This window comes from Cryobacterium sp. Y57 (assembly GCF_002929505.1).
Lineage (GTDB): Bacteria > Actinomycetota > Actinomycetes > Actinomycetales > Microbacteriaceae > Cryobacterium.
In genome coordinates, this window is the sequence record NZ_PJJL01000066.1 from 32,861 (window position 1) to 51,395 (window position 18,535).

General features: G+C 65.4%; 18 protein-coding genes and 1 riboswitch. Of the genes, 9 read left to right on the forward strand and 9 right to left on the reverse strand.

Annotated features, from left to right (window positions below; translation table 11 throughout):
* The first annotated feature begins 56 nt into the window (after positions 1-56).
* The 5 genes from CXY72_RS09065 to CXY72_RS09085 all read left to right on the forward strand — a co-directional run bounded on the left by CXY72_RS09065 (position 57) and on the right by CXY72_RS09085 (position 3,488).
* Positions 57-863, forward strand: coding sequence for an RNA methyltransferase (locus CXY72_RS09065; protein WP_104127373.1), 807 nt, complete (start codon positions 57-59; stop codon positions 861-863).
* A 51-nt stretch (positions 864-914) separates the two neighbouring features.
* On the forward strand, positions 915-2,099 hold the full coding sequence (locus CXY72_RS09070) for a thiolase family protein (RefSeq protein ID WP_104127374.1): 1,185 nt from the start codon (positions 915-917) through the stop codon (positions 2,097-2,099).
* Positions 2,099-2,896, forward strand: a complete 798-nt coding sequence (locus CXY72_RS09075; protein ID WP_104127375.1) for a 3-hydroxyacyl-CoA dehydrogenase — start codon at positions 2,099-2,101, stop codon at positions 2,894-2,896. Before CXY72_RS09070 ends, CXY72_RS09075 begins: the two co-directional genes overlap by 1 nt.
* Positions 2,897-3,000: 104 nt before the next feature.
* Positions 3,001-3,195 carry a hypothetical protein gene (locus tag CXY72_RS09080; protein WP_104127376.1) on the forward strand — a complete coding sequence of 65 codons (195 nt, stop codon included), beginning with the start codon at positions 3,001-3,003 and terminating at the stop codon, positions 3,193-3,195.
* Positions 3,195-3,488, forward strand: a complete 294-nt coding sequence (locus CXY72_RS09085; RefSeq protein WP_104127377.1) for a hypothetical protein — start codon at positions 3,195-3,197, stop codon at positions 3,486-3,488. The genes CXY72_RS09080 and CXY72_RS09085 overlap by 1 nt, the downstream gene beginning before the upstream one ends.
* 91 nt (positions 3,489-3,579) lie before the next feature.
* Here the strand turns inward: CXY72_RS09085 and CXY72_RS09090 are convergent, their stop codons facing one another.
* Positions 3,580-5,022 (reverse strand): XRE family transcriptional regulator, encoded by a 1,443-nt coding sequence (locus CXY72_RS09090; RefSeq protein WP_104127378.1) that lies wholly within the window; start codon positions 5,020-5,022, stop codon positions 3,580-3,582.
* A 178-nt stretch (positions 5,023-5,200) separates the two neighbouring features.
* Here CXY72_RS09090 and CXY72_RS09095 point away from each other — a divergent pair, with 178 nt between their 5' ends.
* Positions 5,201-7,048 carry a phosphoenolpyruvate carboxykinase (GTP) gene (locus tag CXY72_RS09095; RefSeq protein WP_104127379.1) on the forward strand — a complete coding sequence of 616 codons (1,848 nt, stop codon included), beginning with the start codon at positions 5,201-5,203 and terminating at the stop codon, positions 7,046-7,048.
* A 120-nt stretch (positions 7,049-7,168) separates the two neighbouring features.
* Here the strand turns inward: CXY72_RS09095 and CXY72_RS09100 are convergent, their stop codons facing one another.
* The gene (locus tag CXY72_RS09100; protein WP_370446247.1) at positions 7,169-9,118 is read right to left on the reverse strand and encodes an ABC transporter ATP-binding protein; all 1,950 of its coding nucleotides are present in this window, start codon (positions 9,116-9,118) and stop codon (positions 7,169-7,171) included.
* Between the two features lie 85 nt (positions 9,119-9,203).
* On the opposite strand from CXY72_RS09100, the gene CXY72_RS09105 reads away from it, so the two are divergent.
* The 3 genes from CXY72_RS09105 to CXY72_RS09115 are packed head-to-tail and all read left to right on the forward strand — an operon-like array spanning position 9,204 to position 11,841.
* On the forward strand, positions 9,204-10,145 hold the full coding sequence (locus tag CXY72_RS09105) for an ABC transporter ATP-binding protein (protein WP_104127381.1): 942 nt from the start codon (positions 9,204-9,206) through the stop codon (positions 10,143-10,145).
* Positions 10,142-11,005, forward strand: a complete 864-nt coding sequence (locus CXY72_RS09110; RefSeq protein WP_104127382.1) for an ABC transporter permease — start codon at positions 10,142-10,144, stop codon at positions 11,003-11,005. The genes CXY72_RS09105 and CXY72_RS09110 overlap by 4 nt, the downstream gene beginning before the upstream one ends.
* Positions 11,002-11,841 carry an ABC transporter permease gene (locus tag CXY72_RS09115; RefSeq protein WP_104127383.1) on the forward strand — a complete coding sequence of 280 codons (840 nt, stop codon included), beginning with the start codon at positions 11,002-11,004 and terminating at the stop codon, positions 11,839-11,841. The genes CXY72_RS09110 and CXY72_RS09115 overlap by 4 nt, the downstream gene beginning before the upstream one ends.
* A gap of 61 nt (positions 11,842-11,902) precedes the next feature.
* On the opposite strand, the gene CXY72_RS09120 is transcribed toward CXY72_RS09115, so the two are convergent.
* From CXY72_RS09120 to CXY72_RS09150, 7 genes are all read right to left on the reverse strand, one after another.
* The gene (locus tag CXY72_RS09120; RefSeq protein ID WP_199184000.1) at positions 11,903-13,255 is read right to left on the reverse strand and encodes an MFS transporter; all 1,353 of its coding nucleotides are present in this window, start codon (positions 13,253-13,255) and stop codon (positions 11,903-11,905) included.
* A 152-nt stretch (positions 13,256-13,407) separates the two neighbouring features.
* Positions 13,408-13,764, reverse strand: coding sequence for a hypothetical protein (locus tag CXY72_RS09125; RefSeq protein ID WP_104127385.1), 357 nt, complete (start codon positions 13,762-13,764; stop codon positions 13,408-13,410).
* 33 nt (positions 13,765-13,797) lie between these two features.
* On the reverse strand, positions 13,798-14,274 hold the full coding sequence (ribH, locus tag CXY72_RS09130) for a 6,7-dimethyl-8-ribityllumazine synthase (protein ID WP_104127386.1): 477 nt from the start codon (positions 14,272-14,274) through the stop codon (positions 13,798-13,800).
* Positions 14,274-15,533, reverse strand: coding sequence for a GTP cyclohydrolase II (gene ribA, locus CXY72_RS09135; protein WP_104127387.1), 1,260 nt, complete (start codon positions 15,531-15,533; stop codon positions 14,274-14,276). Before ribA ends, ribH begins: the two co-directional genes overlap by 1 nt.
* The gene (locus tag CXY72_RS09140) at positions 15,530-16,189 is read right to left on the reverse strand and encodes a riboflavin synthase (protein ID WP_104127388.1); all 660 of its coding nucleotides are present in this window, start codon (positions 16,187-16,189) and stop codon (positions 15,530-15,532) included. Before CXY72_RS09140 ends, ribA begins: the two co-directional genes overlap by 4 nt.
* Before the next feature lie 8 nt (positions 16,190-16,197).
* Positions 16,198-17,241, reverse strand: a complete 1,044-nt coding sequence (ribD, locus tag CXY72_RS09145) for a bifunctional diaminohydroxyphosphoribosylaminopyrimidine deaminase/5-amino-6-(5-phosphoribosylamino)uracil reductase RibD (protein ID WP_104127389.1) — start codon at positions 17,239-17,241, stop codon at positions 16,198-16,200.
* A gap of 87 nt (positions 17,242-17,328) precedes the next feature.
* A riboswitch (FMN riboswitch) is annotated at positions 17,329-17,470 on the reverse strand.
* Between the two features lie 84 nt (positions 17,471-17,554).
* Positions 17,555-18,442 carry a sugar-binding transcriptional regulator gene (locus CXY72_RS09150; protein ID WP_104127484.1) on the reverse strand — a complete coding sequence of 296 codons (888 nt, stop codon included), beginning with the start codon at positions 18,440-18,442 and terminating at the stop codon, positions 17,555-17,557.
* Between the last annotated feature and the right edge of the window lie 93 nt (positions 18,443-18,535).

The window sequence follows — 18,535 nt, forward strand, 5'->3', positions numbered from 1 at the left end:
CACCTGCCCGGGCGCGGGCCGAGGGGGCCGCTCGGGCCGCTCGTTAGACTTTGCGGATGCCCCTGATCGCTATCGATGACCTGAGCGACCCACGACTGGTCGACTACGCCCACCTCACCGACGTGGCCCTGAAGAAAGCCCGCGGCACCGAACATGGGCTGTACATCGCCGAGTCGGCCCTCGTGCTCGAGCGGGCCCTGCGAGCGGGGCATGCTCCGCGATCGGTGCTCGCTCTTGGCAACACGGCCGACGAGGCACTCGCGGTGCTCGGCGACTACGCAGCCGAAATTCCGGTGTTCGTCGGTCCTGGCGACCTGCTCGCCGATCTCACCGGATATATTCTGCATCGCGGTGTGATCGCAGCGATGAACCGGCCAGAGCTGCCGCACGCCGATGCCCTGCTGGCCAGTGCGCGCCGCATCGTCATCCTCGAAAACGTATCGGACCCGACCAACGTCGGCGCCATCTTTCGCTCGGCCGGCGCCATCGGGGCGGATGCGATTCTGGTCACGCCCCGCTGCTCCGACCCCTTCTACCGCCGGGCCATTCGCGTGTCGATGGGGACCGTGCTGCAGGTGCCGTGGACCCGGGTCGGCGACTGGATGGAGACCCGCGCCCTGCTCACCCGGCACGGCTTCCACGTGGCCGCCCTCGCCCTCACCCCCGACGCGGTCAGCCTGCGCGATTTCGATGGCACTGGGCATGAGCACCTGGCCCTGCTGCTCGGCGCCGAAGGAGAGGGGCTCACGCCCGAGGCGCTCGCCGCATCGGACAGCGTCGTGCAGATTCCGATGAAGCACGGCATCGACTCGCTCAACGTGGCCGCGGCGAGTGCCGTCGCGATGTGGGCCCTGTCCCAGTAGCCGGACATCGGCCTCCCGCTGTTGTCGCCCCGGCGGGCCTAGGCTGGGGTCATGAGCAATGAAGCTGTCATCGTGGACGTTCTGCGCACCCCATCGGGCCGGGGCAAACCCGGGGGAGCTCTCGACGGCATTCATCCGGCCGACCTTCTGGCCACCGTGCTGCGCGAGCTGGTCAGCCGCAACGACCTCGACTCGGGGCTCGTTGACGACGTGATCGGCGGCTGCGTCAGCCAGGTCGGCGAGCAGAGCAACAACGTCACCCGCACCGCTCTCTTGAGCGCCGGGTTTCCCGACACCGTTCCCGGCACCACGATCGACCGGCAGTGCGGATCCAGCCAGCAAGCAACCGCCTTCGCCGCCCAGGCCGTCATGAGCGGCAGCGCTGACGTCGTCATCGCGTGCGGCGTCGAGTCGATGAGTCGCGTTCCGCTCGGGTCATCGGCCGGCTCTCAAGACCCATACGGCACTCTCATGCATGAGCGCTATCCCGACGAACTGGTGAACCAGGGCGTCTCCGCCGAGCTCATCAACCAAAAATGGAACCTCGGCCGCGACGCCCTCGACAACTACGCGGCCCGCTCCCACCGGCGCGCAGCAGCGACGGCCGAACGGGGAGATTTCTCCGGCGAAATCGTGACCGTCACCCGGCCGGACGGCAGCGTGGTCAGCGAGGACGAGACCATTCGCGCCGGCACGTCGCACGCCTCGCTGGTGGGCCTGCTGCCCGCCTTTCGTACCGATGCACTCGCGGCCCGGTTTCCGAAGCTTGGCTGGCATGTCACGGCCGGCAACTCCTCGCCGCTGACCGACGGCGCCTCGGCGACCCTGATCATGAGCGCCAAGCGGGCTGACCAGCTCGGCCTCAACGCCCGCGCCCGCTTTCACAGTTTCACCGTGGTGGGAAGTGACCCGCTGCTCATGCTGACCGGCGTGATTCCGGCGACCCAGCGCATCCTCTCGCGGGCCGGTCTGAGTATCGACGACATCGACGCTTATGAGATCAACGAGGCCTTCGCGAGCGTGCCGCTGGCGTGGCTGCACGAGCTTCACGCCGACCCCGATTGCCTCAACCCGCGTGGCGGCGCCATCGCCCTGGGCCACGCGCTCGGTTCCTCGGGTACCCGCCTGCTGGGGACCCTGCTCAACCACCTCGAAATGACCGGAGGTCGATGGGGGCTGCAGGCCATGTGCGAGGGAGGCGGCATGGCCAACGCCACCCTGATCGAGAGGCTCTGATGCACGCCGTCAATGTGCTCAATAGCGGATGCTCCGCCCTCATCACCGGAGGCGCCTCCGGCCTCGGCCTGGCCTGTGTTCGCACCCTGCACGAAGCCGGGGCATCCGTGGTGTTGCTGGATCTGCCCGGTGCCCCCGGCGAGGAGATCGCCGCCTCCCTTGGCGAACGGGCCCGGTTCGTCGCCGGCGATGTGACGAGCGCCGGCGATGTGCAGACCGCCGTCGACGTCGCGGTGGCCCAGGGTCCGCTGCGCATCGTGGTCAATTGCGCCGGCATCGCGCCGGGCGCTCGCACGGTCGGACGCGATGGGCCGCTGCCGCTCGAAGACTTCGAACGCGCTATTCGCATCAACCTCGTGGGTACGTTCAACGTCGTGCGACTGGCCGCCGCGGCAATGCAGCGCACCGAACCCGTCGGTGACGCGGACCGCCACGGCGGCGCCGAACGCGGCGTTATCGTCAACACGGCATCGGTCGCCGCGTTTGACGGGCAGATCGGGCAGGCGGCCTACGCTGCCTCCAAGGGTGGCGTCGCCGCGATGACCCTTCCTTTGGCCCGCGAGTTCGCGCAAAGCCTGATTCGGGTTATGTCCATTGCGCCCGGAATCTTCGACACTCCCATGCTGCAGGGGCTGCCGCAGCCGGTGCGGGACTCCCTGGGCGCCCAGGTGCCGCACCCGTCCCGACTCGGCGACCCCGACGAATTTGCATTCCTAGTGCGGCATATCATCGAAAATCCCATGCTCAACGGAGAAACCATCCGTCTCGACGGGGCGATTCGGATGCAGCCGAAGTAGTCATTGGCGGCCTGGCCGCCCTCAGCCGCCCGCAGCCAGATAGTCGCGCCCGGGACTTCTGAGCGTTTAGAGTCGTAGTATCGACACAATGGGGGCGCGACCGCATGGCAGCGATATTCGGCACCATTCTGGTTCTGGCCGGGTTGGCCGGCGGCATCGGTTACGCCGTCTGGCTGGTCCGCGCGAATGCCGAGGTTGGCCCGTGGGCGTTCGTGCTGCTCGGCATCGCCGTTCTGGTTCCGTTCGACCTGGTTCGGGTCTGGCATAATCGGCGCGTCACCGCGCAGAGGCAGCACTGATGGATCTCCTGCTCGGCTTTGCTCTCATCACTGTCTCGACGGCAATCGGTCTGGTCGAAGCCGTGAGGATATCCGGGCCGAACCGGGGCCGGCAAACCTTCGTGGGACCCACGGTTCGCCAAAAATTGCTGATGCTGGGCTGGAGAATGCTCTACATCGGTCTGCTGGTTTTCGGCGTTTCGCTCGTGCACAAAGAGTGGGGTGATTCGGCGTATCTGATTGTCGGAATCGTCCCCGTTCTGCTACTCATCTTCGCCCTGTGGCGCAATTGGCGTCTGCCGGCTGACGCCTGATCAGGCCGTCCCGGAGGGGCCGCAATCAGACGCATACTGTTTTCTAGAAATTCTGCGCGATCAGCTACCGGCGTCACACTATAAAGTGCCGCTACTCCGCCGCGTGTGCCTCGAGGAACGCGTACACCTCGGAATCGTCAACGCCGGGAAAAGTTCCGGACGGCAACGGCGACAACACGTGCGCGTGCAGCCGGGCGCTCGGCCAGGCCCGCCCAGCCCAGCGGGCGGCGGCATCCGAATCGGGTCGACGGCAGCACGACTCATCGGGGCAGCGCGATACCGTGCGCTGCGTGGTCTCCCGCCCGCGAAACCACTTGGCCTGCGCAAACGGAACGCCGACGCTGATCGAGAACTCGCCGGCATCCGTCGACCCGGTCTGCGTCGCCGACCAGTACGTGCCGGCCGGGGTGTCGGTGTACTGGTAATACTCGGTGGTGCGGTTGGTGTGGGTGAAGGCGCTGCGGGCGCTCCACTGCTTGCAGACGTACTGCCCTTCGATCGACCCGGTGACGTCCACCGGAAACGGCAGGTCGTCGTTCTCGTACCCCTTCTGCAGAGCGCCGTCGCCGTTGACTCGCAGAAAATGCAGCGTCATGTCGAGGTGGGACGTGGCGAGGTTGGTCAATCGCAACGCCGCCGCCTCATGGGTCACGCCGAAGGCGTCGCGAAAGTCTTCCACGGCCAACTCCCGCTCCTGCTTGGCATGTGCAAGAAAGGCAACGGACGCTTCGCGCGGCATCAAACACGCCGCCGCGAAGTAGTTGATCTCGAGTCGCTGCCAGAGGAACTCGGCGTAGCTGACGGGCCGTTCGTGCCCGAGCAGCCGGTGGCCCATCGCCTGCAACGCCATCGATCGCAGGCCATGCCCGCCGGGAATCGAGGCCGGCGGCAGGTAGATGCGACCGTTGGCGAGGTCGGTGACCGATCGGGTGGAGCCCGGCAGGTCATTGACATAGATCAGGCTGAAGCCGAGCTGATCGGCCATGACACTGACCTCGCGGTGGGTGAGGGCACCCGAAGTATGCCCGCTGGCGCGCACCCGCTCCTCCACGAGCTTTTCGATCTCGGGCATGTAGTTGCCCTGCTCGCGCATCCGTTCGCGCAATTCGGTGTTGGCACGCCGCGCCTCCTCCGGCGTCGCGATAGCTTCGCTGGCCCGGCGCGACAGCTCGCGGTGCAGGCCGAGAAGCGACTCGATGGCCGGCAGAGGCATCCCCTTCGTGACTTTGACCATTGGCAGTCCCAGCGCCCCGTACAGCGGATTCTTCTGGGCCCGATCCAGTTCGATCTCCAGCGCCGCACGGTTATTGGGCGCTTCCCGGCGCAGCAGCTCGGCCAGATCGACCGACAACGCGGTCGCGAGGTCCTGCAGGGTCGACAGTTTCGGTTCGCGGCGGCCATTCTCGATCAGGGACAGCTGGCTGCCGGCGAGGCGGACCCGCTCACCGAGCTGGTCGAGGGTCAGACCGCGCTCGCCACGAAAATGACGGATGCGATGACCGAGGGTGATCAGATCGGAAGCTTGAGGCGACATTCCTTAACGATATCTAAAGAATGATGATTCTTAACCTGCAATATCGCGGTTTCTCATCTGAAGGGGGGCCACTCTGAAGATGTGGCCAAAATTCTGGTCGTAGGCAATGTCCTGCACACAACGCAGCCCGGCGTCCCACAACTTTGTACCTACCCGAGCAGTACAGAAAGGCCAGACGATGACCCTCACCCATTCCCGCCAGAGCGCCGGGGACGCCAACCCGCGTCGCACGGGGAGCACCGACCCCAACCTGCAAGCCTGGGTCGACGAGATTGCACGCCTGACCGAACCCGACGCGATCGTCTGGTGCGACGGCTCCAAGCGCGAGGCCAACGACCTCTCCAAACTGCTCGTCGCCTCCGGCCAACTCATCCGGCTGAACCCGGAATGGCGCCCCAACAGCTTTCTTGCTCGAACCAATCCGACGGACGTCGCCCGCGTCGAGAACCGCACCTTCATCTGCTCCAACGCTGAAGCGGATGCCGGCCCCACCAACAACTGGGCCGAACCGTCCGCCATGCGCGCCGAACTGCGCGGAGTCTTCGCCGGCTGCATGCGCGGTCGCACCATGTACATCGTGCCGTTCTCGATGGGCCCGCTTGGCGGGCCCATCTCGCAGCTCGGCGTCGAGATCACCGACTCTCCCTACGTCGTCCTCAACATGGGCATCATGACGCGCATGGGTGAGACCGTGCTGACCATGATCGAAGCCGGAGAACCGTGGGTGCACACCGTACACAGCGTCGGCTACCCGCTCGTCGACCAGTCGGGCATCACCCGCCCCGAGGTGGAGTGGCCCTGCAACGACGACAAGTACATCGTGCAGTTTCCCGACACCCGCGAGGTCTGGTCCTACGGTTCCGGCTACGGTGGAAACGCCCTGCTGTCGAAGAAGTCCTTCGCTCTGCGCATCGCATCGGTGATGGGACGTGACGAGGGCTGGCTCGCCGAGCACATGCTGCTCATCAAGCTGATCTCGCCCGAGGGCGGCGTGTTCCACATGGCGGCCGCGTTCCCGTCGGCCTGCGGCAAGACGAACCTGTCGATGCTGCGCCCGACCATCCCCGGTTGGACGGTCGAGACCATCGGCGACGACATCGCCTGGCTGCGCCAGGGCGAAGATGGTCGCCTGTGGGCGATCAATCCAGAGGCCGGCTTCTTCGGAGTCGCCCCCGGCACCGGTGAAACCACCAACCCGACCGCCGTCTCCACCATGTGGGGCAACACCATCTTCACCAACGTCGCACTGCGCGACGACGGAGACGTCTGGTGGGAAGGCCTCACCGATAAAGCTCCCGACCACCTGATCGACTGGCAGGGCAATGACTGGACGCCCGACTCCGGCCGCACCGCCGCCCACCCCAACTCGCGTTTCACCGTCGCGGCCGCCCAGTGCCCGTCGATCGCCGACGACTGGGAAGCTGCCGGTGGCGTACCGATCGACGCCATCGTGTTCGGAGGCCGTCGGGCGACGAACGTTCCGCTGGTCGCGCAGGCGCGCAGCTGGAAACACGGTGTATTCATGGGAGCCACGATCTCGTCGGAGAAGACCGCCGCCGCTGACGGCATCGTCGGCGAGCTGCGACGCGACCCGTTCGCGATGCTCCCGTTCTGTGGCTACAACATGGCCGACTACTGGGGCCACTGGCTCAAAGTCGGCAAGGAACTCGGCACCAACGCCCCGGCGATCTTTCAGGTCAACTGGTTCCGCAAGGGTCCGGACGGCGCTTTCATCTGGCCCGGTTTCGGCGAGAACTCGCGGGTACTCGAATGGATGATTCGCCGCATCCAGGGCACCGCCGACGCCATCGATACCCCGATCGGCCTGCTTCCGGCCGAGGACGGCCTGAATCTCGACGGTCTCGACCTGTCGAAGGAAGCCGTCGACCAGTTGTTCGCGATCGACCAGAACAGCTGGCTCGCCGAATGTGACCTGACCGAGGAATACTTCGACAAGTTCGGTGACAAGGTCCCGCCGGCGCTCCGGGCCGAGCTCGCGAGCGTGCGGTACCACCTGAAGGACTAGTTTCTGCAGCAGTAACGGCCCTGTCGCCTCACGCGGCAGGGCTGTTCGCGTCCTTTCAGTCCGACTCCGGTGGCTGAGACGAGCCGATACCGGTTTGAGGCACCCGGCCGGCGCGGCTGGCTAGACCAGAAGCTGGTGCTTGGCGAGATCCCGGTACAGGGGCGTAGAGACAACGAGTTCGGAGTGCGTGCCGACGCCGACAACCTCACCGTGGTCGAGCACCACGATCTGGTCGCTGTCAACGACGGTCGACAAACGGTGCGCGATGACGATGAGCGTGCGGTCGGCCGCAACGGCATCGATGGCCTCCCGCATCATCTGCTCATTTTTGCCGTCGAGGCTCGACGTCGACTCGTCGAGCAGCAGAATCGGCGGAGCCGCGAGCAGCGCCCGGGCGATGGCGAGTCGTTGGCGTTCGCCACCGGAGAGCTTGACTCCCGATTCGCCGACAGCAGCTCCCAGCCCAGCGGGGTCGCGCTCGAGCACCTCGCCGAGATTGACGGCATGCAGCACCTTGATGCAGTCCTCGTCGGTGGCGTCCGGGGTGGCGAGCGTCAGGTTGTCGCGCAGCGATCCGGCGAGCACCGGGGCGTCCTGCTCGACATAGCCGATCTGGGACCGCAACGCGGTGCGATCCAGCGAACGGATGTCCAGCCCACCGAGCCGCACTGTGCCATCGGAGACGTCGTAGAACCGTTCGATCAGGGCGAGGATCGTGCTCTTGCCGGCACCGCTGGGCCCGACGAGCGCCGTGCGCAGCCCGCGCGGGGCACTGAAGGAGACTCCCTTGAGCACGGGACGGGCTTCCACGGCGCCGACGGGGTCGGCGGAAGCGACCGAGCCGGCGGAAGCGACCGTGCCGGCAGCATCCGTTGTCGTCGGTTTGTCATGATCTGCTTCGGCGTCAACCTCGACTGGCACCGCAGCGTACCCGAAATGCACATTCTCGAAGCTGATTGCGGCGGCTTCGGGGTTGACCTTCTCGTTGGCGGCGCCGACCGTCATGGCCAGTGGTGCGATATCGCGGTCGAACTGGTCTTCGGCGGGCAGGTCGATGATTTCCTGGATACGGCCGAGGGCGCCGAGCGCCGCGTTGACCGAGGTGATGGCGCCGAAGAACTGGCCGAGCGGCATGATCATCAGGAACAGGAACAGAATGAACGCGACCAGGTCGGCGATCGTGATGGCGTCGCTGGCGACGCGAAAACCGCCGACGCCGAGCACCACGAGAAACGACACCTGCATGGCGATACCCGCGATCGGCACGACGAGGGCGCTGATCTTGGCGACCTTGATGCCCATGCGCCAGGCGCCGCGAGCGTCTTCTTCGATCACGGCGACTTCGCGCTCGGTCGCATTGGACGCACGCACGGTGCGAATGGCACTGATGGCACGCTCAACGCTCGCGGCGAGGTCACCGACCTTCGCCTGGGCTGCCGTGCTCGCCGTGCGGATGCGACGCGAGAGCAGGATGACGGTGACCACCGACACCGCGATGACGAGCACGGTCAGTCCGAGCAGCACCGGGTCGATGATGAGCATTGCCACGAGAGCGCCGATGAAAGTGAGTGATCCGCCGATGGCTTCGACCAGGCCCTGGGTGAGCACTGCGCGCAGCAGGGTGGTGTCGCTGCCGACGCGGGAGACGAGGTCTCCGGTGCGACGCGCGTCGAACTCGCTGATCGGCAGGCGCAGCAGACGCCCGACCAGTTTGCGACGGCTCGAGAGCACAACCCCCTCACCGGTGCGCTGCAACAGGTAGTGCTGGTAGCCGCTGATCAGGCCCGAAATGACTACGAGGGCGATCAGCAGGCCGACGAGCGATCCGAGCGGATCGTTAGCCTGCACGATCGTGATGACCCGGCTGACGAGCAGAGGCTGGGCCAGACTCGCGGCAGCGCCGAGCACGCTCAATACGATGACGACGCTGAGCACCTTTTTGTGCTCGAACAGGTAGGGCAGCAACTGGCTGAACGTCGCCCTCGGCCCGGTAGGAGCGGCACGGCCGCGGCGGCCGCGCGGCGGCTTGGCTGCGGTGGGCGAAGCTGGGGCAGCGGAGGTTTCGGGCACACGGCTAGCGGTAGTCACTGGTAAATCTTAACCGTCCCAGATGCGAACCATCCCCACTAAAGCGGGGGCGGTCTAGGTTAGAGCTGTGCCAGCGCCTGTCATCGCCGCCCAGAATCTCGTCAAGAGTTATCCGGTCAAAAACTCGAAGGAGTTCGTCGCCGTCGACGGCATTAGTTTTGAGGTCGCGCCGGGGGAGTCTTTCGGGCTGCTCGGCCCCAATGGCGCGGGCAAGTCCACGACGATGCGCATGATCGGCGCGGTCTCCACCCGAACGAGCGGTGACCTCGACGTGCTCGGCCTCGACCCGAACCGGTATGGTCCCGAGATTCGTTCGCAGCTCGGCGTCGTGCCGCAGGAGAACAACCTCGACATGGAACTGAAGGTGCGCGAGAACCTGCTGGTCTACGGCCGGTACTTCGGACTGCCACGCGCCCGCGTCGCCCGCCGCGCCGACGAACTGCTCGAATTCGCCCAGCTCGCCGACAAGGCCGGTGCCAAGGTCGATGATCTCTCTGGCGGTATGAAACGCCGCCTCACCATTGCCAGGGCGCTCATCAACGACCCGCGCATCCTGCTGCTCGACGAACCCACGACCGGCCTCGACCCGCAGGCGCGCCACATTCTGTGGGACCGTCTGTTCCGCCTCAAGGAGCAGGGCACGACGCTGCTTCTCACCACCCATTACATGGACGAGGCTGAACAACTCTGCGACCGCCTCGTCGTGGTCGATCAGGGTCGTATCATGGCCGAGGGCTCCCCGGCCGACCTCATTCGCCGCTATTCGTCCCGTGAAGTACTCGAAGTGCGCTTCGGTTCTACCCAAAACGCTGAGGTCGCCGGTCGCATCCAGGGCTATGGTGAGCGAGTCGACGTGCTGCCCGACCGTATTTTGGTCTACAGCGACAGTGGCGAAAACGAATTAGAGCGGATGACCGCTGCCGGCCTCCACCCGATCACCAGCCTCGTACGCCGCCCCAGCCTGGAAGACGTGTTCCTGAGGCTCACCGGCCGAAACCTGATCGAATGAGCAATCAAACGGAAGGCATCAGCGACGGCAAGCGCGCAGAGACGCTCGCGGCGGCCGTTAAAGCCGCGGCGCGCACTCGGCGTTACGGCTCCTGGTATGTGGCCGAGCACCGGTTTCGGGTCATGCGGTCGTACGCCCAGACCGTGCTCTTCACCGCCGTCGGCAGCCCGTTCGTCTACCTCTACGCGATGGGCGTGGGCCTGGCCGGCCTCGTAGACGGCAATCTCGGGGATGACGCCGTCACCGGGGTGAGCTACCTTGCCTTTCTGGCGCCGGCGCTGCTTGCAAGCAGCGCGATCGCCGTAGCCACTGAGGAGTTCACGTACCCGATCATGCTCGGCTTCAGGTGGAACCCTACCTTTTTCGGTATGAATGCGAGCTCCATCCAGCCCGGCCAGATCATCAACGGCCTCGTCATATCGGTCGCGGCTCGCATGCTCGTCACCTGCACTATTTTCTACGTGTTCATGCTCGTCTTCAGTGCGGTGCCCGGAAGGTTCGGGTTCGTCGCCGCGCCGGTGGCGCTACTGACCGGGCTGGCCTTTGGCGTGCTCGTGATGGCCTACACGGCCACCCTGAAAGATGACACCGGGCAGCTAGTTATGGTGGAACGCTTCGTGGTTCTACCGATGACTCTGTTTTCGGGCACGTTCTTCCCGCTCGACGTGCTGCCGCCGTACCTGCAGTGGATCGGCTGGATCTCGCCGCTCTGGCACGGCACGGAACTCTCTCGCGTCTTCGCCTACGGCCTGCCGGAGCCGATCTGGCTGAGCCTGGTGCACGTGCTCTATCTGGCCGCCCTGCTGGCCATCGGCTGGATCTGGGCCCGCCGCCTCGCGACCAGACGGTTGAACAAATGACCGGGCCTCAGCTCTCCCCATCGACCGTAGCGGCATCCGCTGCCGCTCCGGACCGGTTTGGCAGTCTGTATGCCGGCAACGCGCGCAGTGTGATGGCGCGCGGGTGGCGGGCCACGCGCAGCACCAACTTGCTCGTGGTGCTCAGCGGATTCGTCGAGCCCATCTTCTATCTGTTGTCGATGGGCCTCGGCCTGGGAGCCCTGATCGGCCAGGTGCAGACCGCTGACGGCACTCAGATGTCCTACGCGGCGTTCATCGCCCCGGCCCTGCTCGCCGTCGCCGCGATGAACGGCGCGATCTACGACTCGACCTGGAACGTGTTCTTCAAGATGCAGTTCGCCAAGCTCTACGAGGGCATGCTGTCCACATCGCTTGGCCCGCTGGACGTTGCGCTTGGCGAGATCTCGCTCGCCCTGCTGCGCGGGCTGCTCTACGCGACCGGATTCCTGCTCGTGATGCAGGTGCTCGGGCTCAACCTGTCTTGGTGGGCGCTTCTGGCCTTGCCGGCGGTCGTGCTCATCGCGTTCGGCTTCGCGAGTATCGGGATGGCGGTGACGAGCTACATGAAGACCTTCCAGCAGATGGACTGGATCAACTTTGTACTGCTGCCGATGTTTTTGTTCTCGGCCACGTTCTACCCGCTCAGCGTCTACCCGCAGGGCGTCCAGTACGTGATCCAGGCGCTGCCGCTCTGGCACGGTGTCGACCTCGTACGTGGCCTGACCACCGGGCAGATCGAACCCGGAATGCTCTGGCACGTGCTGTACTACGCCGTGATGATCGTGATCGGCCTGGTCTTCACCACTCGCCGCCTCAAGGCCCTGTTCTTGAACTGAAGAAACGCACCCCCCTCCTCGCAATCGCGAGAGGGGGGTGCGGATGCTGTGCGGCGACAGCCTAGCGGTGCAGGTCGAGGTCCTTCGTTTCGCGGCTCAACAGGAGCGCGATCAGGGTGATGACCGCCATGACCGAGAGGTAGATGCCAACCCAGAACGGGCTTCCCTCGCCGACGGTCCACAACCAGATGGCAATGAATGGGGCGACGGCTGCGCCGAGAATTGAACTCATGTTGTAGGCGAAGGCTGAGCCGGTGTAGCGCACGCTGGTCGGGAACAGCTCGGGCAAAAGCGCGCCCATCGGGCCGAAGGTCATGCCCATGAGCGAGAAGCCGACGATGAGGAACAGTAGCACGCCGGGAAAGCCCGCGCCGAGCAGTGGTACGAACAATAGGCCGAACACGATGATGAACAACGTCACGATGATGAGCGCCTTACGTCGTCCGTGCTTGTCCGCCCAGGGTCCAGAGGCCAGCGTGAAGATTCCGAAGAACACCACGCCGAGAATCATCATGAGAATGAAGTTGTTATAGCTGAAGCCCAGGCCGGGAACCGGGGCATCCGTTGCGGCCCGGCCGTAGCCGAGCGTGAACGTGGTCATCAGGTAGAACAATACGTAGGTCGCGAGCATGATGAACGTGCCGAGGATCAGTTCGCGCCAGTTGGACTTGAACACCGCCGCGAGCGGTAGCTTCTCGACCCGGTCGGCCTTGACGACCTTGGTGAAGACTTCGCTCTCCACCAAGCGCAGACGTACCCAGAGTCCGATGATGACCATCACGGCCGAGAACAGGAACGGGATGCGCCAGGCCCAATCGAGGAATGCCTCGGACGGACGGGTCGGGTCGGTTGACGGCAACGCGAGGGCAAGGCCAAGAAACAGGCCGTTGGCGATGATGAAGCCGAGCGGCGCGCCGACCTGCGGGAAGGTGCCGTACCAGGCGCGCTTGCCTGCGGGGGCGTTCTCGGTCGCGACGAGTGCTGCGCCGCTCCACTCGCCGCCGAGGGCGAAGCCCTGGGCGAGTCGCAGGATGACGAGCATGAACGGCGCCCACCAGCCGATCATGTCGTAGGTCGGCAGCAGGCCGATCAGAAAGGTCGCGATGCCCATCGTGAGCAACGCGCCGACCAGGGTGGCCTTGCGTCCTTTACGGTCGCCGAAGTGACCGAAGAACAGCGCCCCGATCGGGCGGGCGACCATGGCGGCACCGAACACGGCGAAAGAGGCGAGCAGCGCGGTGGTCTCGTTGCCCGTCGGAAAGAACAGGTGCGGGAAAACGAGCACGGCCGCGGTCGCGTAGACGTAGAAATCATAGAACTCGATGGTCGTGCCGATGAGGCTCGCCATGATGACGCGGCTCTTCGGGTTGAGAGGCGTGGTCGGCGTCGAAACTGACGCTGTGGATGTTGACATGGGGGTGAAACGCTCCGGAAGGTGGCTGGGCGCCGACGAAACCCGCAAGTCGATCTGACTTCCCGCGGAAGCGTTTACGCACGAATAGTGGTGTGACCTCGTGTAGAGGTCACACCGTAGTTTACCCCGGGGGCTATCGGCTCGAAGTCCGGTTACTTCCAGAGCACCGCGATCACGACGTTGGCGAAGGTCAGGGCGCCGATGGCCCACAGTACGAGGGACGACACGGTCGGCTTCTTGCGATTCACGATCACGAGCACGGTGATAACGATGAGCACCAGAAGCTTGATGCCGATTTTGGTGTTGTCGATGTGGCCGAGCGAGCCCATCTCGATGACGCCGACGAGCAGCAAACCGGTGACCAGTTGGGTCAATGCACCGTGGAACATCGCGGTGACAATGGTGCCCTTGCCGGCAATGATCGGCTTGATCTGCACGAGGAAGCCACCAAGTAGTGAGGCCAAACCGACGAAGTGCAAAATGAGCAGAATGTTGCGTAGAAGGTCCATGCGTTCAGCTTAAGCAGTCAAACGCGCCCCCAATTACCCAATGTGCTCGCGTAGCTCCCGCAGCACCAGTGCGGTCGCCAGAGCGGCGGATGCCGCCTCCGCACCCTTGTCTTCCTTCGAACCGGGTAGTCCGGCCCGGTCGAGGCCCTGTTGCTCATCGTCCAGGGTCAGCACCCCAAAGCCAACCGGTTTACCGGCGTCGAGCGCGACGCGGGTGAGGCCATCCGTTGCCGCATTCGACACGAAGTCGAAGTGGGGAGTGCCGCCGCGAATGATCACACCGAGGGCGATGACAGCATCGGCACCGCTGTCCAGGGCGACCTTGCAAGTGACGGGCAGCTCGAAGCTGCCCGGTACCCGCACGAGCGAGAACTCGGCGTTGCTCGCTTCGAGTACCCGGATGGCACCGGCGATGAGACCGTCGGTGATCACGTCGTGCCAAAGACCTGCCACGATGACCAACCGCAGGCCTGCCGCGTCAACCGAGATTGTGGGTCCTGTTCCAGCCATTAGGCGATTCCATTCATAATTTCGATGTTGGAGATATGGTGCCCCATACGGTCACGTTTGGTCGCAACGTACTTTTCGTTGAACTCCCCGATGCCGACGATAAGCGGGACACGCTCGGTCACGGCGATGCCGTGCAGCTCGAGCTGGCGCACTTTTTCGGGATTGTTGGTCAGCAGCCGCACCTCGTGCAATCCCAGATCGTGCAGAATGCCCGTGGCCGCGCCGTAGTCGCGGCTGTCACCGGGCAGACCCAGCGCCAGGTTGGCATCAAGGGTGTCCAGGCCGTCTTCCTGCAGTGCATAGGCCCGCAGCTTGTTGATGAGGCCGATGCCGCGCCCTTCCTGGCCGCGCAGGTAGACGACCACGCCGCCTTCCGCCTGGATGATGTCGAGCGAAGCGCTCAGCTGCGGTCCGCACTCACACTTGAGCGAGCCGAACGCTTCGCCGGTGAGGCACTCGGAGTGCACCCGCACGATGGCGCCGTCGACCGGCGTGCCCGCCACGAGAGCGACATGGTCGGCACCGGTCGAGCGGTCCCGGTAGGCGCGGATCCGGAAAGTTCCGTGCCGGGTGGGCACCGTGGTCTCCACCTCGAAGTCGACCCGTGGCGCCTTGGTGAGCGGGGAGATTGTCGATAGGGGTTCATCCGGGTGAAACTCATTGACGTAGCTGATCAGGTCTTTGATCGTGATGACGAGCAGGCCCTCGCGCTCACCGAGTTCGAGCAGGCCGGGGAGGCGCATCATCTCACCGTCTTCGCCGACGATCTCAGCGATGGCCGCGACTGGAACCAGACCGGCGAGTTTCATCAGATCGACACCGGCTTCGGTATGGCCGCCACGCTCCCTCACGCCGCCGTCTCTGGCGCGCAGGGGCAGGATGTGGCCGGGGCGGTGCAGGCTCGCCGGTACCGACGCGGGGTCGGCGAGCACACGCAGGGTGTGGGCTCGGTCGGCGGCGCTGATCCCGGTCGACAGTCGGTCGGCGGCGTCGACGCTTACCGTGTAATTGGTGCCGAGCGGGTCTTCGTTGTTCACGACCATCACCGGCAGATCGAGCTGGTCGGCGAGCTCGTTGGTCATCGGAGCACAGATGAAACCGGAGGAGTAGCGCACGGTCCAGGCGATCCATTCCTGGGTGGCGAGCTGGGCCGAGATGATGACGTCGCCCTCGTTTTCGCGGCCTTCGTCGTCGGCGACGATGACCGGTCGACCGAGGCGAAGGGCGTCCAGTGCGGCAGGAATGTCGGCGAGGTTCATGATGCGCTCCTTGGTGCGGTTGCGTGCTGGGGTTCTGGGGTTTTTGCGGCGGCGCTGAGGGCCAGCATCCGCTCAACGTGGCGGGCCAGAATGTCGGTCTCGATGTTGACGAGGTCGCCGACCCGGCGCTCGCCAAGCGTTGTGGCGGCGAGGGTTTCGGGTATGAGGGACACCTCGAACCACTGGGTCGCGTCGGTGGCCGGGCTGATGTTGCTCACCGTTAGGGAGACGCCGTCGATTGCGATCGAGCCCTTGTCGACGACGAGCTTGGCAAGCTGGGGGAAGAGGCTGAATCGCAGCACCCGCCAGGCTTCGCCCGGCGTGACGGCGAGCACGGTGCTCGTGCCGTCGATGTGGCCCTGCACGATGTGGCCGCCAAGGCGCCCGCCGACGAGCGCTGCACGTTCGAGGTTGACCGGAGAACCGACGCGGGCCTCGGACAGTGTCGACATGTGCAGGGTCTGCGCCATCACGTCGGCGGTGAAAGTCGAGGCGGTGCGCTCGACCACGGTGAGGCAGACTCCCGAGACAGCGATCGAGTCGCCGTGACCGGCACCATCGACAACGAGCGGGCCGTGGATGGTGAAGCGGGCAGCATCCACTGTGGTCTCGATGCGCTCGATCTGGCCGAGTTCCTCGATTATTCCGGTGAACATGGGGTTCCTTAGGTAGTGAGGGGTCTGGCGACGATGAGAACATCGTCGCCAATCCGGTTGAGGGAATGGATGGAGAGGCGACGCTGCTCGCCGATGGTGGTCACGCCGAAGTCGCCGAGAGCCAGCCGGGGACCACCGAGGAGCGTTGGTGCGAGGTAGACGAGGTACTCGTCGACCAGCCCGGCGGCGACGAACGCGCTCGCCACGGTGGGCCCGCCCTCGATGAACACGGTGCGCACGGCGCGCTGGTGTAGGTCGGCCACCAGGCTTGGCAGGTCGAGGCCGTCGAAAAATAGTGGCGCGTGCGGGTGTGCGTAGACCGCAGCGGATGCCGGCAGCGCTCGGCGGCCGACGACCACGGGAATGGGCTGGCGGGCGAGGAGGTCGCCAGAGGGGTCGCGGGCGGTCAGCGCCGGGTCGTCGGCGAGCACGGTGCCGGTGCCGACCAGGATCGTGCCGCTGGCGGCGCGACGCCGGTGCACGTCGAGCCGCGCTGCCGCTCCCGTGATCCACCGGCTGGAGCCGTCGGCAGCCGCCGCGCGACCGTCGAGGCTGGAGGCCCACTTCAGCGTGATGAAGGGCCGGCCGAGGCGGGCGGCGACAAGCCAGTCGCCGAGAAAGGCCTCCCCGTCAGTGGCGAGCAGGCCGCCCTCTACCTCGATGCCGGCCGCGCGCAGCCGAGTAGCACCGCCGCAGGAGTGCGCGCCCGGGTCGGTGACGGAATAGACGACGCGGTCGACGCCGGCGTCGATCAGAGCGAGCGCGCACGGACCGGTACGGCCGACATGATTGCACGGTTCGAGTGTAACGACGACGGTGCTGCCGCGGGACAGGCCGGGGGCGAGGTGGGAGAGCGCGTCGACCTCAGCGTGCTGGCTGCCGGCACCGCGATGCCAGCCCTCGGCGAGGGTCTCGCCGTTGGCGTTCAGGATGACGCAGCCGACCCGTGGGTTCACGCCGGTGGCCGGACCGCGGGCGGCGAGTTCCAGGGCGCGGCGCAGTGCGGTCGCCAGGGCAGGGCTATCCAGGCCGACTGCCGCGTTGTTGGTCATCCCGCCCTCATCCGTATCGGACGAGCTCCGGGGGTATGGGATGTGCAGCGTGCACAAACCCGTCGGTCGACCATAGGGGCCGACCAACTCGTGCGCCTCCCGTCCGGACTTTGACCGTCGGTGCTGGAGTTTCACCAGCTCAACCGCTCGTCCCTCGATGGTGCTGGGGGACTAACGGGTCGCGGACTTTAACCGCCGGTTCGGAATTACACCGACCCCGGAGCACGTGTATTGCAAGTTCTTCTTCTAGTTATAGTGCAACAGCCTGCGTGGCGTGTTATTCCCGGCGACAAGCGCTGTCATGGCAACGACGTCAGGGGGCCTCGACCAGCGCGCGGGCGGTGCTCTCATCGACGAATAGGTCGGTGATGAGTGACGCGGCGAGGGCGCCGCGCAGACTAGCGAGCTTGGAGCGGCCAGCCACGACGCAGATGCGGCGTGGCGTGCGGCGCAGCACGGTGAAATCCGGGCCGGTGGACCGCTCGTTCAGGGCGATACCGTCGGCCGAGCCGTCGGCGCGGTAGAACACTGTCGCCACGTCGCCGACCACGCCGGCTGCGCTGAGCGCATCGAATTCGGCCTGTTCGAGGTAGCCGCCCGCGTAGACGCGGCTGACCACTCCAGAGAATGGCGAACCGAGGCCGAATAATGCGATATCCATGATGGCCTGCATCTCCAGCAGGCGACTGACGCTGCGCTCCCGCCATAATGCGTGCTTGGTCGCCGGGTCGTCAAAGAAGGCGGGCACCGGAAACTGCTGTACGTGCGCGCCGAACGCCGTACCGAAACGGCCGAGAATTTCGCTCGCGTAACCCAGGCCTGTGGTGCGCATGTTTCCGGCACCGTTCAGCTGCACGATCTGGGAGTTGTGGGTCTGTTTCGGGGTGATGTGCCGGCTGATCACGTTCATGGTGGAACCCCAGGCGATGCCCATGGTCATGTTTGAGTCGAAGTATTGACCGAGAATCCGTGCAACCGAGAGGGCGACACGCTCGAGCCGATCGACGTCACTCGCGCTGTCCGGCACCGGAACGACGTGAGCGGTGATCTGAAATCGAGCCTCGATCTGCTGCTCGAGGTGACTCGGGGCATCCAGTGGAGACTTGATCTGAATATCGACCAGGCCGGTCTCGCGCGCGTGGCTGAGCAGGCGCGAGACCGAGGAACGGGAGGTGTGCAGCTCTTGAGCGATGGCATCCATGGTGAGGTCCTGGATGTAATACAGGTGCGCGGCGGTGAGGGCGTCGCGGCTGCGATCAGACTGTGCGGGATCGATATCGAAGATCACGGGGCT